Source organism: Streptomyces sp. NPDC051976, assembly GCF_040680795.1.
GTDB lineage: Bacteria > Actinomycetota > Actinomycetes > Streptomycetales > Streptomycetaceae > Actinacidiphila.
In genome coordinates this window covers 1-18,504 of record NZ_JBFAXL010000103.1, presented here as the reverse complement: position 1 = coordinate 18,504, position 18,504 = coordinate 1, and the positions used below count along the sequence as shown (strand labels likewise).

The following is an 18,504-nucleotide window of genomic DNA, read 5'->3' as shown; positions in this document are numbered from 1 at the left end:
CGCGGGCGTCTCGGTGATCACGTGGCTGCTGGAGAACTCTCTCGGGAAGGGCGCCATGAGGTGTTCCCGTGGTGGGGGATCATGTTGGTCATGAGTGAGCGTGAGGGCGGTGCGGTGGACCGGCTGGGCCGGTCAGCGTTGCACTATGCCGCGGCGTCGGGTGATCTGGCTCGTGTTCGGGCTGCGATCGACTCGGGGGCGGACGTACGTGCTGGTGACTCGGCTGGGTGGACTCCACTGCACTTCGCCGCGCAGGCTCAGAGGGCTGACATTGCCATCGGGCTGCTGGCCGGCCATGCCGTTGTGGATGCCGTGGACGTGCAGGGAAGCACGCCGCTGTGGCGGGCGGTGTTCAACTACCGGGGTGATCCGGCCGTGCTCGATGTGCTGCGAGAAGCGGGCGCCGACCCGGATCGGGTGAACGCGCATGGAGCCAGTCCGCGACAGCTGGCGGAGCGGATCGCGAACTACGACGTCGCGAGGCATGTGAACTGGTAGGCAGGGCCGCCGCCTGGTGCGACCCTGCCAGGCCTTGGTCGTCACTCCGTCGCGTGTGTCTCGGTGATGGCGAGGCGGGTGGAGGACTCGTCGACGATACTCTTCTCGTCGGCGAACGCGGCGATGAGGGACTGCAGGGCGATGTTGTGGACCGAGCGGGGCAGGCCGCGGCTGGTGAGGTGGATCAGGTCGACGGCGTTGTCGGAGAACAGCGGGTCCGAGCGGCCGGCGATCGTCAGATGGTGCTTGATGTAGCCGGCGGTCTCGTCCTTGTTCATGGTGGGCATCTGGTAGCTGATCGAGATCCGCTGGTCCAGGGCTGCCAGGACGCCGTGCTTCATCCGCTTGCGAAGGGTGCGCTGGCCGATCAGCAACACCGCGAACGGCGTCGTGGAGTCCATCTCGTAGTTCGTGAGCATGCGGATCGCGTCCAGCTCATGGTGGTCCAGGAGGTGGGACTCGTCGATCACGACCGCGGGGGTGCGGCCGCGCTCGTCGACCTCGGCGGCCAGTGCGGCGGACGCCTGCGCTGCGAGAGCGGCGGACTGGTATTTCGGGGTGCCGCCCAGGCTGGTGACGATGCGGTCGTAGAGGCTGCGCATGCCGACCTCCGGGTTGGGCTGGTAGATCACGGTGAAGCGGGCCGGGTCGAGCGAGGCGACGGCGCCCTTGAGGGCGACGGTCTTGCCCGCACCGACCTTGCCGGTGACCACGCCGATCGCCTTGTTGTTGATGCACCACGCGATGCGGGCCGCGGCCTCCCGGTGGGAGTTGTGCTGGTGGAGCATGGACGGGGCCAGGTCCCAGCCGAAGGGGACGCGGGTGAATCCCCGTTGTAGCCCTGGACGCGGTCGATCATGGAACCCTCCTGGGACAGGGGCAGAACTCCGCCCGAGTGGCGGTCAGTTCCGCTGATTCTTCGGCCGCGGCCCGCTGTCCGGTCCGGACGGCGAGACGGACCGCGCGAAACGCGGTGCGGACGGCGGGAGTGTCGAGGGGGCCGGCGTCGTGTTCGGCCCGGCGGCAGCAGACCTCCGCCAGGGACAGGGCCCGGTCGGCCAGCTCGCGGGGCGTGAGCATGAACAGGTCGGGTTCGGGGTCGAAGTACAACTCCTCGGCCCGGGACGGGTTCACTGCCGGCCCCGCGAATCGTCCATCAAAGACGAGTAGTTGATGCCCTTGGCGGTGTTCGCGGTGTGCGCCTGTTTGAGGATCTTGAGGTAGTCGATCCCGGTCGGTGCCGCCGGCTCGGCCGGTGTCTCCGGGCTCGCCTTGGGGTGGGCATGGCGGCCGACGTGGTGCGGGACCGCCTTGCCCAGGGGCTTGCCGGAGGCCCTCACCTCGATGTCGGTCAGGTCGAACGGGTCGAAGACCAGCTCGATCCTCATCCCGGCCAGCGACGGGTCGACTCCGTAGGAGTTGCCGTGCAGGCTGACCGTCGGGGTCTTCGTCACGGTGCGGAACTCCGACCACAGGAACGCTTCGCGGAGATCCGTCGTGGAGGGCAGCGGCAGCGGCTTGGGAATCGAACCCAGCCAGCGTTCGATCGGCGGCTGCCCGGTCTCGGAGTGCACCGCGCGGTGATAGACCGTCTCCACCCAGGCGGTGAACAGCCTGTTCAGCTCGGTGAGATGCTCGATCTGGCCGACACGTTCCTCGTCGAGTTCGACGAGGAACTGATCCCTCACGGTCCTAAAAAATCGTTCGATTTTGCCCCGGCCCTGCGGCCGTCCCGGGCGGGAATGGGTCAGCCGGATCGCCAACGACGCGCGGGCCCGCAGCAACCATGTGTCGACGAAGACACTCCCGTTGTCAACGTCCCACAAGATCGACTCCGGGACCCCGCGGGCCGACAGCGCCGGCCGCAGCGCGGCCGCGAGGCGGACGGTGTCCTCGGCGAACCCGAACGTACGTCTTCCGGCCTCCGATCTTCGGCCCGTGCAGGGCGTCGCCCGTCCACAACTCGTTGGCGCGGGTCGCCTCGAACCGGCCGAACACGCTTCGATCGCCCCCGCCGGTGCCGGTCAGCCCGACGCTGACGAAGTGCCGCTGCAGCGTGCGGTCGGTCGGCGACCAGCCCTGCGTGGTCCGCAGGATCCGCAGGATCCGCTGGATCTGCGCGGCCGTGCGGCCAGGGTTCTCCCGCTTCAGCGCGGCCGCCAGCTCCAGCACCTCCGGCGGCGTCCGGGGAACCGCCTTGCGCGGCTCGGGAACCAGCGCGGCGAACCCGCCGCCGCGGTAGTCCCGCGTCCACCGGTCGATCGTGCCCCGGGACACCTTCACCTGCCGGCCGAACGGATCCGTATGTTCCCTCGTAGCCAACTCCCGTGCCAAACGGCCGCGTTCACGGGCCGTCAGCGCCGGGTCGAGCAGGTCCTGGATCGGGGCATAGCGGAACAGGCCGACCTCCCGGGCCTTCTCCGCCCGACGGCGGTCCTCGTCCTCACGCGATGCCATGCGCGGCCTCACCTCGCATCTCGAACCTTCTCCGTCTCCTGGTGGACGGACACGATCAAGCCTTCCGGCGCCTCCGATCTCCGCCCAGGGGCGGCCCGTGTTGATCAACTAGCAGGAAGAGAGCAGGTCAGGATGCGTCCCGCTATCGCGCGGCCAGCGAACTCCCACCGCGACACGGTGTTCATGTGGGACCACTTCACCGCGGCCGCCCGATGGGCGGCCGCGACCGCCGAGACGGCGTCCGCCAGCGCAGTCCCGGACGGATCGGGCATCACGGGGTCGTCGGCGAGCGCGACCAGGGCGACGGTGAAGTACCGGCGAACGTCCTCGGCCCGGCTCGTGAAGCGGCGGATCCAGCCGCGGACCGTGCCCTCGGCCACGCCCAGACACGCGGCCACCTGGCGGTGCCCCATGCCCAGGGCCGCTATCTCCAGCCCGGTCCCGATCACCCCGGCCGCATCCGCCCGACGCGGCCAGACCGCCTCCGGCAGCAGCACGTGCGTGACCCGGCAGGCCGAACACCTGGACCGGCGAGGGCGTACGAAGAAACGGGCCCCGAGATCGCCGCGTACTTCCCTCGGCCGGCCGTGCCCCCACGGCGCGAGGACCGCCCCCGCAGGACGGACAGGCCAACTCACCCGCCCGCAGTTGGCGTTCCACGCGTACGACATCGGCGTCGACGATGAGCACTCCGCACCTCCACCTCGTGCACACCATGTCGTCGCGCACGAAGCAAGAACAGGCTTCCCACCAAGATCAACACTCATGCCCACCGCGAGTGTCGCCAACCCCCGCCTTCGTACTCATACAGAGAGTGTCCAACACCACGGAAGCGGCGGGAGCGGTGAGCCGGTGGCCGGCCTGCACAGACCGGGCAACGCAGGCTGCAACACCGCCGCCGACCACTTCACCACGGCCCAACTCGCCCTGGCCCAACTACCGAAGAAGTACCGGCGCGGACGCCGGACGCTGATCCGTACCGACTCCGGAGGCGGCGCACACGAGTTCGGCGCCTGGCTCGCCCAACGCGGCCGGTGGCTGTCGTAGTCGGTCGGCATGACCATCACCGAGCAGATCCACCAGGTCGTACTCAAGTTCCCGCGCCCGGCCTGGACGGCGGCGATCGAGCGCCGAGCCGAGATCCGCGACGGCGCCTGGGTCGCCGAGCTGTCCGGCGACTGCCTCAAACGCTGGCCGAAGGGAATGCCGCTGATCGTGCGGAAGGAACGGCCCCACCCGGAGCCCAGTTCCAGCGGGCACGGGCCGAGGACCGCATCCGGGCCGCGGACCACCGGCCTGCGCAACCTGCCCCCGCACGACACCACGCAGAACCAGATCTGGCTGGAGATCGTCCAGCTCGCCCTGGACCTGCTGACCTGGATGCCGACGTTCGCTCTGACCGGCGAAACCCGCAGGCGCGAGCCCCGCCGCCTCCGGCTACGCCGCCCAGATCGCCACCACATCCCGCCGCCAGCACCTGAGGTTCGCACGTCACTGGCCCTGGACCGACGTGATCACCGACGCCCTGGCACGGCTCGGAGCTCTCCTGTACCCCGGCTGATCAGCACGTTCCCGTCCTGCGAACAGCATCACCCGGACCGGAACCGTGGAACCCGGCGCCCACTCGACGCGACAGCCGGGACATCAGCCTGCCCGCCACCGACCCGAACAACCGAAACGGCCCGCCGAAGAAACCGACGGACCGTCACGAAAGATCGAGGATAGACAGATAGGACGCGTGTCAACGCAGGTGTGGCCGGAGGATGAGCCGACGCGGGCGGTAAGCAAAGTCAAATGCCACGGGTCGGACATCCGCATCGGGGGCACATTCCATTTTCCACCGCGCCGCGATAGTGGAAAGAGCAAGGGTGCTCTGTATTTCCCCGAAGGTGTCACCAATGCATTTTCGTGCACCGCCGCCGAATGAGACAAAGGTCGCGCGAGGTAGGTCCGCGGCTCGGTCCGGTGACCAACGGTCGGGGTCGAAGGCCTCTGGGCGTCCGTAGATGTCATCTTGGCGCTGGATGACATGCGGACTGAATATGATCGTAGTGCCAGGAGGCATTCGAGTTCCGGCCAGTTCCACCTCTTCCGTGGTGATGCGAGACAGCAGCCACCCTGGAGGATAGAGGCGCAGCGTCTCGGTAATCACGCTGTGGGTGAATGGGAGATTTGGCAGGTCGTTCCATTCGGCGGGCCTACCGCCCAGGACGGCGTCCACTTCTTCGTGGAGCCGCATTTCAATTTCGGGATGCTGGGAAAGCAGGTAAAAAGCCCAGGATAGGGTGGTGCCGGTACTTTCAGACCCGCCCAGCAGCATAGTGATGACCTGGTCGTGAATCTCTGAGTCGTCCATGGGAATAGCGCTTCCCTCGTGGCCGTCAGTTAGTGTCGCTAGCAGGCCTCCCTGCTCGAGCCCAGCACTTCGGCAGTCGGCGATGATGCGATCCACCACATCATCGAGGTCTTGGAGATCCTGGCGGTAGCGGCGGTTCACGGGAAGAGGTAGTTCTTGCATCTGCTGCGGAATGACCATCCGCGGGAGAAGCTCCTGCAGCGCCCTCTCGAAGGAGTGGCGGATCTGCTCCACCGTCGGGTCGTCGAGCTCGGATGAGAGCAGGGTGCGTACGACCACGCGAAGGCCGAGGCCATACAGCACAGCGAAAGCATCGAATTCCTGGGCTTCTTGCCAAGACTCGCAAAGGGCGGTGATCTCCCGCTTCATCACTTCTGCATATTGCTCCAACCTTGCTTTGCTGAAAGCGGGCTGCATGAGCCGACGCTGTCGGCGGTGGTCCCTGTGCGGGCAGGTCCCCAGGCCATTTCCCAGAAGGTTTCGAATCCTTTCAATGATCGCTCCGCCCTTGTCAAAAGTGCGGTCATCGGTCAGTACCTGCCGTAAGAGCTCCGGGTGACACGGAACATACGCTTGCTGTGTCCCGAGTCGGATCTCCACCAGGTCGCCATACGTGGACAACGACTCAAGGAATTTTATTGGGCGGCGCATCAGATGTCCTGCATGGCCGATCAGCGGTAGTGCTCCCGGGGCACGTCCAGTGGTAAAGTTACCTGTAATTGAGGATTGATGCTTCTGTGCGGTCACGGTGTCCTCTCGGGTAGTAATGACGTCGTAGCAACCGCTGGGTTATCCCTCGATACTCGGCGCGGTCACCCTGATGTGGCGCCTTCCGTTGGGGTTGGATGCGCAGTTTGTGAGTCGCGGAAGTCGGCGAGGTCATAGAAGGCCACCGCCCATTCAGCGAGGCGCACTGATTCGATGGCGGCAGGATTGTTCTCGGCGATCAAGGGTGAGAGCCGGGTGCGGCCGGCGATCACGCGGGCGTCGCGCTCGCGACGCACCCAGCCAGGTGTGACGCCGTACATGAGGACGTTGTTCTGGCCACTCAGGCTGGCCTCCCAGCTCAAGGTGCCTAGGTCGTTGGCAAGGCGCACGGCGGTAGCGAAGTCATCGAGGGCTGGTACGAGGGTGTCCAGGTGGCCAGGCAGGTACGGGTCTGCGGAGCTGATCCACCGGGGCATGTGGGTGATCCATACAAGGACGCTGTCCTTGTGCTTCAAGTAGTCCGCTATGGACAACTCCTGGCTGGCTCCCTGGGCCCGTGCCTGCCCGGTGTGCCAGTCGTAGCGCAATCCCTGCATGCAGCGGTCGAACCTGTCGGTCCACAGATCCGCCAGTGCCGGGTACAGCGGGAAGCGGGAAAGGTGTTCCTGGATCTCGGACAAGGCTTTGAGCAGCGGGTGCTTGACGTCAGCTGTGCTCGTGTGCACGACAGTGCTGCAACGGGTGAGCATTTCGTCTAGCTGCGTCGCGGTGACGGCTTCTTGCTCAGTGTAGTCGTCAAGGGCGTACGTCCATACACAGATACGGGCGCACCAACGCAATTCGTTGAGGGTTCGCCAGGGGCTGATCATCGCTGTGGACAGCGCCATGGCGGCCGTTGGCGTGGCCTTCAACGATGGGTGCTTTGCGGTCCAAGCCTGCAGGTCGGCCAGCAACTGCAGGGTAAGCAGGCTGGGCGGCGCGCACTGGGCTGGAGTGGGCAGGAACTCCATTGAGGTTGGCCCTGGGTGGGGCGATGCCATGGTGGAGCCTCGTCTTCACATGGGCGACAGGGGAACGTCACGGGTGGCGTGTAGGGCGGCGGTCCGGGCGGCGCGGACGACACGTTTGGGTGTGTACAGATCCTTGTCGTGCCATAGAGGGGTGAGCGGCAGGGCGCCGGCGAGACATGCGCGGCCCCGGACGAGGGCCTGGCGCACGCGACTGTTCCCGCCGCCGGACTGCGGGGCGAGGATCTGTACGGCGTAGGCGGTCTCCTCGGCGGTGGAGTGCCACAGTCCCCAGCCGCCGTCGGGGTGTTGTGTTTCCAGTACCCATTGCACGGCGTGTCGCTGTGCGGGGATGGCCGCAGCGGAGGCATGGGCTGTCAGTGCCTGGGTGCAGCAGAGAGTGGCGTAGTAAGGGGAGGCGTGCCACTTGTCGAGCCAGCTGCCATCCGGGTTCTGGGCTGCCAGGAGCCACACTGATACGGCGTCCATGGCCTGGCCGTAGCGGGCCTTGTCCTGGAGGTGTTGGGCGACGTGGTGACTGAGCGTCTCAAGGACGTGAGCGTTGGTGCTGACCGAAGGGGTGCGTTCGCCAATGAAGCACTGAAAGTAATCGTCCGTACGGTAGTCCATGAGAGCCTCGGGACGCTGTCCGCGGCCGTAGGTGGCAAGCGCCAGCAGGATGGCCGCGGTGTCGTCCGCATCCGGCGGCAGTCCCGCACCCGCCGGAGCGCCCTGGGGGGTGAGTGCTGCTTCCAGACTGTCCAGGAGGGCTGTAGGAGTACCGGACGCCATCCCTGCGCCGGCGAAGGTGTTCAGCAGCCACGCCCGTTCAAAGTAAGTGATGGGGGTGATGGAAGGCACCGGGCCGCCGTAGCGGTGCTGAAGGGCCTCCAGGTAGCGCTGTGCGCTGTCGCTGTGCTGCGACGGGGCCACGCTTGTAAACCAAGTCGCTGTCGCGGCAGGGGAGCCACCGATGGCGCCGTGGGTAGGCCAAAGATAGGAAGCGGCCTCGGCTGGCAGACTTAGGGTTTCCCAGGCGTGCCATATCTTGCTCGGGATTGGTGTGCTGGTTGACGCATGGGATCGTAACGTCCGCAGCATCCGGGAACTGAGGCTGCTAGGACAGTCGAAGCTGCCGTGGTGTTGCGCAAGCGTCGGTTGAGAGTGTGGGTGAGTCGGATCCAGGAGCTGCTCGAGACCCTCAAGGAGAGCAGGTACCACGAGTTCGACGGCAATGGTGTCCGGGAAGTTCTGGCCACTCGTTAGGAGACGGTGCAGTGCGGTCAGGCCCAGGTCGGCTGCGCGCAGAAGCCGGCCGTCATGCACACCATGGTCCTGTGTAGGGGACGTCAGGCAGGCGACCAACGCCTTTACGGCGCTGAGCGTGGGTACCAGACCATACCCGTCAGGCGGGCCCCAAGAGCCGTCTTCGTGCTGCCGATCCAGCAGGAAGGTCACCCGCGTGGTGTGGCCGTTGAGCCAGGGAGCGTGGATCACTAGCTGTGCAGTTTCGTACTCGGACACAGACACCTCGCCCCAGGCGTCCTCGGTGGACTCTGCGAGTAGTTGCCTGGCCTCATCAACAAGCCCCTGCGGTGATAAGCGAGGTGAAGGGGCATCATGCGTGTCGGGCAGTGTCACAGGGCACCTTTCATACGGGCGGCGGTGTGATCGGCGCCGTTCATGCGCAGGTCCATTGCGGTCTTCGCGGCCCCCACATCGCCAGAGATGAGCGGGGCAAGCCACTTGATGGCGCCGTCGATCAGCACGTCTGCGATCGGGGCGCAAAGGTCAGGTCGACCGCCCGCGCAGTGCGGTCACAGCGAGCGGCGCGCAGGTCCCGGTGCAGTGGCAGGGCGGTTGTGTTCATGCGGTCCTGGCCGTCGCTGCGTCGGCGATCCGGCGAAGGGTTTGGGCGATGAACGGTGGGAAGGGCGCATGCTCCAGGGCATGGTGGGCCTGCGCATGGAGGGTGTGGATCATTCGCTCGACTTCAGCGCGGGCGCCGGTAGCAGTAAGGATGTCCCTGATCCGGATTGCGTCGTGATTGTCCAAGCTCGGATCGCCGAGCAGGGTACGCAGGACCTTGTGCTGGGCTGCATCGGCGCGCTCGAGGGCGATGGCGAGGAGCACGGTGTGTTTGCTGTCCCGGAGGTCGTCAAGGACAGGTTTGCCGGTCTGTTCGGGGGCGCCATAGACGCCGAGGAGGTCGTCGCGCAGTTGGAACGCCTCACCGAGCGGGATGGCGTACTCGGTGCACGCTTTCAGGACAGCGGGGTCAGCGCCTGCGAGAGAGGCACCCACGTGCAGGGGCCGCTCGCAGGTGTACTTGGCAGTCTTGTAGCGGGCGACGGTCAGCGCGGCGTCGAGATCCGCGGTCGGGTCACCGGCAGCGCAAAGGTCAAGATATTGCCCGTACATCACCTCGGTCCGCATGGAGTGGATCACCGGCAGAACCGCCGCCAGGCGGTCGGGGGCCAGGCCTGCGGTCTGCAGGAGTTCGTCGGACCACGCCAGGGCCAAGTCCCCGACCAGGATCGCGCCGCTGGCGCCCAGACGCGAAGCGACCTCCTGGCCGCGGAGCGCGCTGTGGTGCGCGGCCAGGGAACGGTGGACGGTGGGGTTGCCGCGGCGAGTGTCGGAGTGGTCCATGAGGTCGTCATGGATAAGGGCGAAGGCGTGGAACATCTCCAACGACGCGGCCGTCTGCACCACAGCCGTCATGTCACCCACGCCGCCACCTGCGTACCAGCCGCAGATGCACAGCAGGGGGCGCAGCCGCTTCCCGCCAGCAGACACGAAGTTGCGTAGAATCTGCACGACCTCGGCGGGCATGCGGTGCTGGGCCGCAGCGTGCTGTTTGCCCTCGAGGAAGTCCTCGATGCAGGTCTCGACAGCACGGCGGGTGGCGGGTAGGTCCACTGCAGGTGCGGCTGCATTGGCCAAAGTGCTCTTGATTGCCGTATTCCTTCCCAATAACGAGACCCCCAAGAGTCCCGTCCATAATTTTCGCTCCTTCTGGGCCCGATTAAAGATGTGCGATGGGAGCATCAGGAGCCGTCTGTCGACCTCACCCCGCGCCCGCTCAATTACGCCAGATGACCCTCACGCACGCGGCAGCAGGAAGAATTTTCCGAAGACGACCGTACCGACAAGATCGGCGCCATTGCCATATGATTCATGTCACATCAATTTTCGGTCAGGAATCCCTCCCGGTTGACATGTACTCGTTCTCGGTGTGCTGCGATACTGGGTTTCGGCTTGATATCGCCTTACGGATCCGATGAGGATCCTTTCAAAAAATGCCTGATCAGTGAGGATCGGCACTCACCGTGGCCGGCTGAACGTGCGACAGGCCCGTTCGGTGGCCTCACTGGTCCGGAGCCCTAGGTCGAACCGTAGTAGTGCAGTCCTTTAGTGCGACCGGAGTAAGGCTTCCGCTGGCACTCGTCGTCGCAGCGCTCCGTGGCTACTTCCCACTCGTGCGACCAAGGAACTCGTGCAACGCAATGGCTGTGTAGCCTAGCCGCCGATCACCTCCCGAGCACGCCGTCAGGCTCGCCGAGGAGACCAATCTCGACGATGGATTCCCCGACGAGCGCAAGCCGGATTACATGGTGCGCCGTAAATTGTGAGCGCAATACGCGAAGCGCTTTCAGGTGAAGATCCTGGCCATCGAGTTCAATTCGATGGCTTCGATTCGGTACTTGGATTGCCGGACGTACTCGCAGTGTGGACCTGTCTGGCCAACGAACTAGCTCCTGCGGAGTCTGTTCCGCGTCACCACTCCACGGGGAGCTGACGCACCCCGAACACCACCATTTCGTAGGAGTAGGAAAGGTCTTCGGCGGCGACGGCCAACCGCAGCCTGGGCAGGCGCCGCAGTAGCGTCCCCAAAGCCACTTGGAGTTCGACCCGCGCCAGGGAGTGTGCCACGCACTGGTGGATACCAAATCCGAAGGCGACGTGGCGACGGGCGTCGCGGCGCACGTCAAGGTCGTCCGGGGCGTCGAATTGCCTTGGGTCGCGGTTGGCCGTGTTGACCATGCAGATGACTCCTTCGCCGGCCCGGACGAGCTGGCCAGCCACGTTGACGTCCTCAGTGGCCACACGGCTCAGGCCGTTCTGGGCAACGCTCAGGTACCGCAGCAGTTCCTCGACTGCGCTCTTGATCACGGTCGGATCCTCACGCACTGCGGCCAGTTGCTCCGGATGCTGCAGTAGCGCGAGCGTACTGAGAGAGATCATGTTGGCTGTGGATTCGTGCCCGGCGGTGAGCAGTGTGCGGACCACGCTCAGCGTCTCGGCGCGCGTGAGCTGGCCTGTGGCCTCTCGTTCGTTGACAAGACGGCTCATCAGGTCGTCCTGTGGATCGTCGGCCTTCTTGTCCGCCAGGTTGTTGAGAAACCGGCTCAGTTCCTCCTCCGCACGGACGACCTCGGCCTCGGTGACAGATCGGTTCAACCGGGTGATGCTCTGCTTCTGGAAAAAGGCGTGGTCTTCGTAGGGCACTCCGAGGAGGCGACTGATGACCAACGACGCGGTCGGCAGCGCGAACTCGGTGACCAGGTCGACAGGCGGTGCGGTACCCTCCATGTGGTCTACAAGGCCGTCCACTACGTCCTGGATCTGCGGGCGTAGGGTCTCGGCGCGACGGGCAGTGAATTCCGTGTTCACCATGCGGCGCAGTCGGCTGTGCTCAGGGTCGTCCATCTGCCCGAAGCTGCGCAGCCCGCCGGTCAAGGCTTTTGTCCCTGCCGAGCGGAGGGGGTAGCCAGGGCGGCTCGTGTCAGCGCTGAACCGAGCATCCTGGAGGACACGGCGGACGTCCTCGAAGCGGGTGGCCAGCCAAGGCCGGGTGCCGTTCCACAAGTCAACGCGCGACAGCGGTTGTTCTTCACGCCGGGCGGTGTACTGAGGCGGAGGAGAGAAGGGGCACTCCCTGGCGGTTTCCGGATGTGCCAGGGGTATGGCGGACTCGGCCATGAGAACCTCCACGTACTTACCTTACTAAAGTAACTGTGAGCCTAACGCGATCACTGCTGACTGAACAGAGGGGCTCGCGCTCCCCGCGGCACTCGACTGCGTCAGCCCGGCGGCACACCTACCAATGTCTTGCCGCGTGTGTAGGCGTCCCTGCACTTGTCTCACCCTGAGGCCCATGCAGGGCGGCCTACTGCGAGCGACGGCGGCGCCTCGGTCAACCCTCTTGGTAGGCATCGATGACGCGGGCGATGACCTGTGCGGCTGAGGCAAGTTCAGCATCGGTGAAGTCGTCGAGTGCGATCGCGAGCCAGGCGCGGGCGGTCTCCTTGCTGCGTTGGACGGCTGCGCGGCCTTCGTCGGTGATGGAGACACGGCGGGCTCGTTGGTCGTCGGCCTGCCTGGCCGTCTCGACCAGGCCGGCGTCAGCGAGCAGCGCCACCTGGCGGGTGACGTGGGGGGCGGTCACACGCAGGATCTCGGCGAGTTCGCTGGGTCTCAGGGGGTGGGGTGCGGTGTTGAGGGCGCGCAGGGCGGCAAGGGCGGCGCGGTCAACGGTGAGGCCGGCCTGGGCCGCCAGGCGTTGGTGGGTGCGATTGCCGGCTAGGACGTAGGCGAGGGCGGTGAATTGATCGGACAGGTCACGGATGGTTTGCCGGTGCTGGGCGCGGGAGCTCATGCCCTGATGATGCCGCAGGCCGGAGCGCATTCGCCGGGAGGCCTGCACCTGGGCTGAGCTGAGGGTTCAGGGGTTGTGAAGCGTCGTAACCGGATGCTACGTTCACGGATATTGCTTTAGTTAAGTAAATGCAGTGGAGTGGCATATGCGGATCACGGTCCGATCTGACCAGTGCTGCGGGGCGGGGCTGTGCGCCCTCACCGCCCCGGAAGTCTTCGACCAGGGGGAGGACGGGCTGGTCGTCCTCCTCGACCCGTCCCCGCCGACCGCGCTGCACGACGTTGCCTGGGAAGCAGTCCGGCTGTGCCCGACCGACACCCTGTCCGCTGAGTGACCCACGAGAGTCCGATCGCGACCGTGAGGAGGCCTTGATGTCCCGCTCTGTCCCCCCGGCTGCCCATGCCGGCGACGCGCCGCTGTATCCGGGCGACCGTGCCCCTGGCTGCCCATTCGATCCCTCGCCGGTGCCAACGCGGCTGCGTGAGGAAGGGGCCGTACGGCCTGTGACGCTGTGGGACAACTCCCGTGCCTGGCTGGTCGCCCGGCACGCAGAACAAGTCGCCCTGCTTCGCGACCCGCGGGTGAGCGCCGACAACATCTGGCCCCGCTATCCGCACGTAAGCCAGGGCCTCAAAGACGTAGCACCTATCAACCGGACCTACATGAACCTGGACGGTCCCGAACATCGTGCTCACCGGCGGAACTTCACTGGTGAGTTCACCAGTCGGCGCATGCAGGCGCTGAAGCCCCGTATCACGCAGCACATCCAGAACCTGCTGGACGCTATGGAGGCCAAGGGCGGTCCGGTCGATCTGGTGACCGAGTTCGCGCTGCCGCTGCCCTCGCTGGCGATCAGCGAGCTCCTCGGCGTCCCCTATGACGACCACGAATTCTTCCAGGACCGCACGACCGCCTTCGTCAGCAATCGGAGCACCCCCGAGCAGACCGTCCAGGCCGCTCAGGACCTGGCCAGCTTTATCGGCCAACTCCTGGAGCAGAAGGTCGCCGAGCCTGGCGACGACATGCTCAGCCGAATGGCGACCAACCTCCTGCTCAACGGCAAAGTCCCCCAGGACGACGTCGTACAGCAGGCCCGTCTGATGTTGGTTGCCGGTCATGAGACCGTCGCCGCCACTCTGGCCATGGGCGTGTGTGCCTTGCTGACCAACCCCGAGCAGTTCGCCTTGGTCCGCGACGCCGACGACGAGACTGCCACCAAGGCCACCGAGGAACTCCTTCGTTACGTCAGCGTCGTCCACAAGGGGCGTCGCCGTGTGGCTGTCGAGGACATCGAGATAGCCGGCACCCTCATTCCGGCCGGTGACGGCATCATCCTGCCCATCGAGACCGCCAACCGCGATCCGCGGGTTTTCGAGGACCCTGACGCCCTCGACGTCACCCGGGACGCCCGCGCGCACCTCGCCTTTGGCTCCGGACCCCACCAGTGCCTGGGTGCGAGCCTTGCCCGCCTTGAACTCGAGCTCGCCTTTCCCGCCCTGCTGCGGCGCTTTCCCGCCTTGAAATTGGACGTGCCCCTGGACGAGCTCCGCTTCCGCAACGACATGGCGGTCTACGGTGTTCACAACTTGCCCGTGACCTGGTGACACCCGCACCGCTGAGCCCTACAGGAGGACCCGACATGAGCCCCGGCGTTCCCACTGCCCTGGACCGACCGCACTTCATCGGCATTGGTGGCGCCGGAATGTCCGGCATCGCCAAGATCCTCGCCCAGCGCGGAGCGAAGGTCACCGGCAGCGACTCGCGGGACTCTGCCACGGCCGAGGCGCTACGGGCTCAGGGCGTCGTCGTGCACATCGGGCACGACGTCGCGCATCTTGCTGAGGACACCACCGCGGTCGTGGTGTCCTCAGCGATCCGTGCCGATAATCCCGAGCTTGCCGCCGCCCGCGCGCGCGGCCTGCTGGTGGTGCACCGCTCTGACGCGCTCGCCTCCCTGATGCATGGGCTACGCCCTGTCGCGGTGGCGGGTACCCACGGCAAGACGACCACCACCTCGATGCTGGCGGTGGCCTTGTCCTCTCTGGGGCTCGACCCGTCGTACGCCATCGGCGGCGACCTGGATGCCCCCGGTTCCAATGCCCACCAGGGCGAAGGTGAGCACTTCATCGCCGAGGCAGACGAGTCCGACCGCAGTTTCCACAAGTACGCCCCCGAAGTCGCGGTCATCCTCAACGTCGAGCTGGATCACCATGCCAACTACGCGTCGATGGAGGAGGTGTACCACTCCTTTGAAGCCTTTGCCAAGAAGATCGTCCCCGGCGGTACCCTGGTCATCAATGCCGACCAGTCGGGCGCTATCGAACTCACCCGACGTGTGCGCGCACTCTCATCGCTGAAGGTCATCACCTACGGCGAAGCCCAGTCGGCCGACGTGCCCATTCACAAGGTCACACCGCAAGGACTGACCAGCGAGATCACCGTCCTACTCGACGGCGAGGCCGTTACCTTCGCCATTTCGGTACCCGGCCGTCATTACGCGCACAACGCGGTGGCCGCCCTCGCCGCGGGTCTGGCCATGGGCGTCCCCGCCTCCGATATGGCTGCGGCCTTGCGCTCATACACCGGCGTCAAGCGCCGTCTCCAGCTCACGGGTGAAGCCGCAGGGGTCCAGGTGATCGACTCCTACGCCCACCATCCCACCGAGATGGCCGCCGATCTGGAAGCGATGCGCTCGGCCGTCGGGGACTCCCGCATCATCGTCCTGTTCCAACCGCACCTCTTTTCCCGCACCCAGGAAATGGGCTCGGAGATGGGCCAGGCACTGGCTCTCGCGGACGCCTCCATGGTCCTGGACATCTACGCAGCCCGCGAGGACCCGGTCCCCGGAATCTCCAGCGCCCTCATCATCGACGCCGCCCGTGCGGCCGGCGCCGATGTCACGTACGGAGAGTCCAAAGACACCGCCACCGAGCGGATCGCGGCCATGGCCAAACCGGGCGATCTCGTTCTCACCATGGGTGCAGGCGACATCTCCGACCTCGGCCCGCGGATCCTCACCGCGCTGGACAGCGACCCCCGATAGAGCCGGCGGCCCGCACCGGCTATCGACCTCACTCCCTTACCAGCCCATGCGTCTTGTCTGCCTCACCAGCATTGCCCCGCCACGGTGAGACTGGTGCCGTACTGGAGCGACGATCCGTGCCATCGACCTCTACGAGGGCGACGACGACTTCGCCCCCTGTCAAGGAGCGCCCCGCACATGAAGATCGAAGGAAACGTCGCCCTGATCACCGGGGGTGCTTCCGGCCTCGGCCTCGCCACGGCCGAACTACTGCACGCACACGGCGCGGCCGTCATCCTTTTCGATCTGCCCGGCTCACCGGGCAAGGAGATCACCGCCCGCCTCGGTGACCGAGCCAGCTTCGCCGAAGGCGACGTCACCAAGCCCGACGACGTCGAGAAAGCCCTCGACCAGGCTCAGGAACTGGGGCGCCTCGCTATTGCCGTCAACTGTGCAGGCACCGGCAACTCGATCAAAACTGTGGGCAAGAATGGAGCCTTCCCTCTGGAGGAATTCACCCGCGTCCTCAATATCAACCTGGTCGGCACGTTCAACGTGATACGACTAGCGGCCTTTCGGATGAGCAACAACGCCGTCGAGGACGAGGAGCGCGGAGTCATCGTTAACACTGCCTCTGCTGCGGCTTTCGACGGGCAGGTCGGTCATGCCGCGTACTCCGCCTCCAAAGGCGGCGTCGTCGGGATGACGCTCCCCATCGCCCGCGACCTGGCCAGCCTCGCCATCCGCGTTATGACCATCGCCCCGGGCCCATTCGAGACGCCCATGCTGGCCCCCCTGCCGGAGGAGGCCAAGAAGGAGCTGGGAGCCCAAATCCCACACCCTTCCCGTCTTGGCCGCCCAAGAGAATACGCCTCTCTGGTCGGACAGGTCGTCACCAACCCGATGCTCAACGGCGAGACCATTCGTATCGATGGCGCCCTGCGCATGTCTCATCGCTGACCCCACCCAGGCCGACCGACGCAGGCTTCCGAGCAGGGACGCCTCAGCCAACGCCCGCCACAGGCCCAGCGCGCCGCCGCCACCCGGAGGGCCGATCAGAGCACACGGGACACCAAGCGGTGGTAGGGCCGGCCTGTGCACAGAAGCCGGCCGCTGAGGCGGGGGAGCGGATGCTCTACGAGCAGCGCGAGGAATGGCACGAGCGGTGCCAGGACGCGCTCCAGGCCCGCGAGCGGCCCCCGCTGTTGCGGGAGAAGAGGGTCTACGACTGGTCGGGCCGTGGCGGGACGGCCGTATGGCGAGTCAAGCGCAAGGTGAGTCTGCAGGACTTCGAGGACTGGCTGGTCACCCGGGAACCCGGCGCCGCTGGCGAGTATGTGATGGAGCTGCCAGGGTGGGTGCTGCACGTGCCGCCCGACTGGCACGCCCACGCGCCGGCCTTGACAGCCGCAGGGCAGCTGCCCTCACCTTTCGCGGAATGGGCTGCCGGGGGCAGGGCACTGGTCTTCCCCTACCGCAACCGGCAGGCCCTGTGACCGCTGCTGCACCAGCCGGGCACGTCCGCCTGGGCGCCCGTGCCCGGCATTGAGCCGCTGACCGCAGCGGCCGCAGCCGAAGGCCTGCGCCCCGACCAGGTCACCCGCTTCATCGAAGCCGCTCTCACCGACTGGAACCACCAGTACGAGTTCGCGCACGAGCCCGCACTGCGCATCGCCCTCGACTTCCCCGTGGACCTCGCACTTCACTTCGGCTACCTCACCGCCGAGGAACAGACGCAGGTCAGGACCGACGCTCGTGCCGCGACGCTGCGACGCATGGACAAGATCGTCGACGCCCTCGCCGACGACGGCCTCGACGAACACCAACTGCGCCAACTGCGGGAAGCGCGCGGCAGCACCCGGGCATTCCGGCGACTGGTCTCGCAGTACGACAAGCGCCTCGGCTCGTCGTTCCGCACGGCGGGCAGCCTGGAGGTGGCCCGGACCGTCGGTGGCCGACGAACTCCGCAACGGCGCTTCCGCCGACCTCGTGCAAGCCCTCACCACCTGGGCTTGGCGTAGCAGTGCCCTGCTGCTGGAGCAGTCGATGCACCAGGCATGGCACCGCGCCTTCGACCGGTACGGCCTCCGCATGTGACATCCACCGATACATACGGTCGAACCCTCTCCTCTTTCCTGGGTGCATGCCCGGGCGCAATGACGCCCGGACGCTCGCGATTTCGCGTACCCGGGGTGGTGCGCCCGCCCGGAGGGGAATTGCCGTATGCGTACCGCAAGTCGGCCGACGATCTTGTCCATCGCCGCGGGAATGAGCGGACCGCTGTCGACTGCCCTTGGCGCCTCACGGCCGCTGATCTGGGTAGTGTCGGTCTGTCTCGCCCTCGGAGCGGTGGTTGCCGCGATTGCTCACGCGGTCTTCCCCCAGGAGTCACAGCACCGGCTGGCCTGGTGGCGTGAACTCTGGCGGCACCGGCGCCTGCGCCGCCAGGACGCCCGTCGCGCTGAGGGCGGGCGCGCGAGGTGCACATCCACCGCCAGGCGCCGGCCGTCGTCCCCGATCCCACAGGCCGCCCGGCACGCGCCAGACCGCGCTGCTCGGGGCCGGGTCCGGCTACCAACGCCGCAACCCAGCGCAGGGGAGGGGAGAGGGCCATGACTGACCGCCCTCGACCAGCTCGCTCCTCGGGGCGGCGGCGCCGATCGGCCGCGGCTGTCGGCCATTCCCCCAGCCGAGCGGGTTCAGAGCGTGGTGGTGAACCGGTCTGTAGCTCGATGACCAGCAGCTTTCAGGTGGTCGCGGTGTGGGGGTGGTCGATTGCGGGCAGCCAGCGGTG

19 protein-coding genes and 1 pseudogene are annotated in these 18,504 nt (G+C 66.4%); 8 read left to right on the top strand and 12 right to left on the bottom strand.

The genetic code is table 11. The features are described from left to right. Positions 1-498 (top strand): ankyrin repeat domain-containing protein (locus tag AB0M29_RS43440; RefSeq protein ID WP_365392937.1); only part of this gene is annotated, 498 nt, incomplete at its 5' end. Between the two features lie 41 nt (positions 499-539). On the opposite strand, the gene AB0M29_RS43435 is transcribed toward AB0M29_RS43440, so the two are convergent. The 5 genes from AB0M29_RS43435 to AB0M29_RS43415 all read right to left on the bottom strand — a co-directional run bounded on the left by AB0M29_RS43435 (position 540) and on the right by AB0M29_RS43415 (position 3,452). Further along, on the bottom strand, positions 540-1,286 hold the full coding sequence (locus tag AB0M29_RS43435; RefSeq protein ID WP_365392934.1) for an AAA family ATPase: 747 nt from the start codon (positions 1,284-1,286) through the stop codon (positions 540-542). Positions 1,287-1,353: 67 nt separating this feature from the next. Further along, a complete protein-coding gene (locus tag AB0M29_RS43430; protein ID WP_365392932.1) occupies positions 1,354-1,632 on the bottom strand; it encodes a hypothetical protein in 279 nt (92 codons plus the stop codon). Beyond that, positions 1,629-2,261, bottom strand: coding sequence for a Mu transposase C-terminal domain-containing protein (locus tag AB0M29_RS43425; protein ID WP_365392939.1), 633 nt, complete (start codon positions 2,259-2,261; stop codon positions 1,629-1,631). Before AB0M29_RS43425 ends, AB0M29_RS43430 begins: the two co-directional genes overlap by 4 nt. Positions 2,262-2,310: 49 nt before the next feature. Next, on the bottom strand, positions 2,311-2,955 hold the full coding sequence (locus tag AB0M29_RS43420; RefSeq protein ID WP_365392929.1) for a helix-turn-helix domain-containing protein: 645 nt from the start codon (positions 2,953-2,955) through the stop codon (positions 2,311-2,313). A gap of 104 nt (positions 2,956-3,059) precedes the next feature. Next, positions 3,060-3,452, bottom strand: coding sequence for a helix-turn-helix domain-containing protein (locus AB0M29_RS43415; RefSeq protein ID WP_365392926.1), 393 nt, complete (start codon positions 3,450-3,452; stop codon positions 3,060-3,062). A gap of 328 nt (positions 3,453-3,780) precedes the next feature. Here AB0M29_RS43415 and AB0M29_RS43410 point away from each other — a divergent pair. Beyond that, positions 3,781-4,516, top strand: a pseudogene (locus AB0M29_RS43410) (transposase); the annotation flags it as partial. 180 nt (positions 4,517-4,696) lie between these two features. Here the strand turns inward: AB0M29_RS43410 and AB0M29_RS43405 are convergent. The 7 genes from AB0M29_RS43405 to AB0M29_RS43375 form a co-directional block, all read right to left on the bottom strand. Then, positions 4,697-6,058 carry a cytochrome P450 gene (locus AB0M29_RS43405; protein WP_365392923.1) on the bottom strand — a complete coding sequence of 454 codons (1,362 nt, stop codon included), beginning with the start codon at positions 6,056-6,058 and terminating at the stop codon, positions 4,697-4,699. 65 nt (positions 6,059-6,123) lie between these two features. After that, complete coding sequence (locus AB0M29_RS43400; RefSeq protein ID WP_365392921.1) at positions 6,124-7,029, bottom strand: terpene synthase family protein; 906 nt, start codon at positions 7,027-7,029, stop codon at positions 6,124-6,126. Positions 7,030-7,074: 45 nt separating this feature from the next. Beyond that, positions 7,075-7,959: a prenyltransferase/squalene oxidase repeat-containing protein gene (locus tag AB0M29_RS43395; RefSeq protein ID WP_365392918.1), complete on the bottom strand. Its 885-nt coding sequence runs from the start codon at positions 7,957-7,959 to the stop codon at positions 7,075-7,077. A gap of 704 nt (positions 7,960-8,663) precedes the next feature. Next, on the bottom strand, positions 8,664-8,795 hold the full coding sequence (locus AB0M29_RS43390) for a hypothetical protein (RefSeq protein ID WP_365392915.1): 132 nt from the start codon (positions 8,793-8,795) through the stop codon (positions 8,664-8,666). A 97-nt stretch (positions 8,796-8,892) separates the two neighbouring features. Continuing rightward, the gene (locus AB0M29_RS43385) at positions 8,893-9,972 is read right to left on the bottom strand and encodes a polyprenyl synthetase family protein (protein ID WP_365392912.1); all 1,080 of its coding nucleotides are present in this window, start codon (positions 9,970-9,972) and stop codon (positions 8,893-8,895) included. 834 nt (positions 9,973-10,806) lie between these two features. Next, positions 10,807-12,012: a cytochrome P450 gene (locus tag AB0M29_RS43380; RefSeq protein WP_365392910.1), complete on the bottom strand. Its 1,206-nt coding sequence runs from the start codon at positions 12,010-12,012 to the stop codon at positions 10,807-10,809. A 214-nt stretch (positions 12,013-12,226) separates the two neighbouring features. After that, positions 12,227-12,688 carry a MarR family transcriptional regulator gene (locus AB0M29_RS43375; protein WP_365392907.1) on the bottom strand — a complete coding sequence of 154 codons (462 nt, stop codon included), beginning with the start codon at positions 12,686-12,688 and terminating at the stop codon, positions 12,227-12,229. A 145-nt stretch (positions 12,689-12,833) separates the two neighbouring features. Here AB0M29_RS43375 and AB0M29_RS43370 point away from each other — a divergent pair, with 145 nt between their 5' ends. From AB0M29_RS43370 to AB0M29_RS43345, 6 genes are all read left to right on the top strand, one after another. After that, the gene (locus tag AB0M29_RS43370; protein WP_365392904.1) at positions 12,834-13,022 is read left to right on the top strand and encodes a ferredoxin; all 189 of its coding nucleotides are present in this window, start codon (positions 12,834-12,836) and stop codon (positions 13,020-13,022) included. A 169-nt stretch (positions 13,023-13,191) separates the two neighbouring features. Continuing rightward, positions 13,192-14,292 (top strand): cytochrome P450, encoded by a 1,101-nt coding sequence (locus tag AB0M29_RS43365; protein WP_365392901.1) that lies wholly within the window; start codon positions 13,192-13,194, stop codon positions 14,290-14,292. A gap of 35 nt (positions 14,293-14,327) precedes the next feature. Then, complete coding sequence (gene murC, locus AB0M29_RS43360) at positions 14,328-15,731, top strand: UDP-N-acetylmuramate--L-alanine ligase (RefSeq protein ID WP_365392899.1); 1,404 nt, start codon at positions 14,328-14,330, stop codon at positions 15,729-15,731. A 177-nt stretch (positions 15,732-15,908) separates the two neighbouring features. After that, positions 15,909-16,670, top strand: a complete 762-nt coding sequence (locus AB0M29_RS43355; protein WP_365392897.1) for a 3-hydroxyacyl-CoA dehydrogenase — start codon at positions 15,909-15,911, stop codon at positions 16,668-16,670. A 170-nt stretch (positions 16,671-16,840) separates the two neighbouring features. Then, entirely contained in the window at positions 16,841-17,206 is a 366-nt protein-coding gene (locus AB0M29_RS43350; RefSeq protein WP_365392894.1) for a hypothetical protein, read from the top strand. 39 nt (positions 17,207-17,245) lie between these two features. Further along, entirely contained in the window at positions 17,246-17,731 is a 486-nt protein-coding gene (locus AB0M29_RS43345) for a hypothetical protein (protein WP_365392891.1), read from the top strand. Positions 17,732-18,504 lie beyond the last annotated feature (773 nt).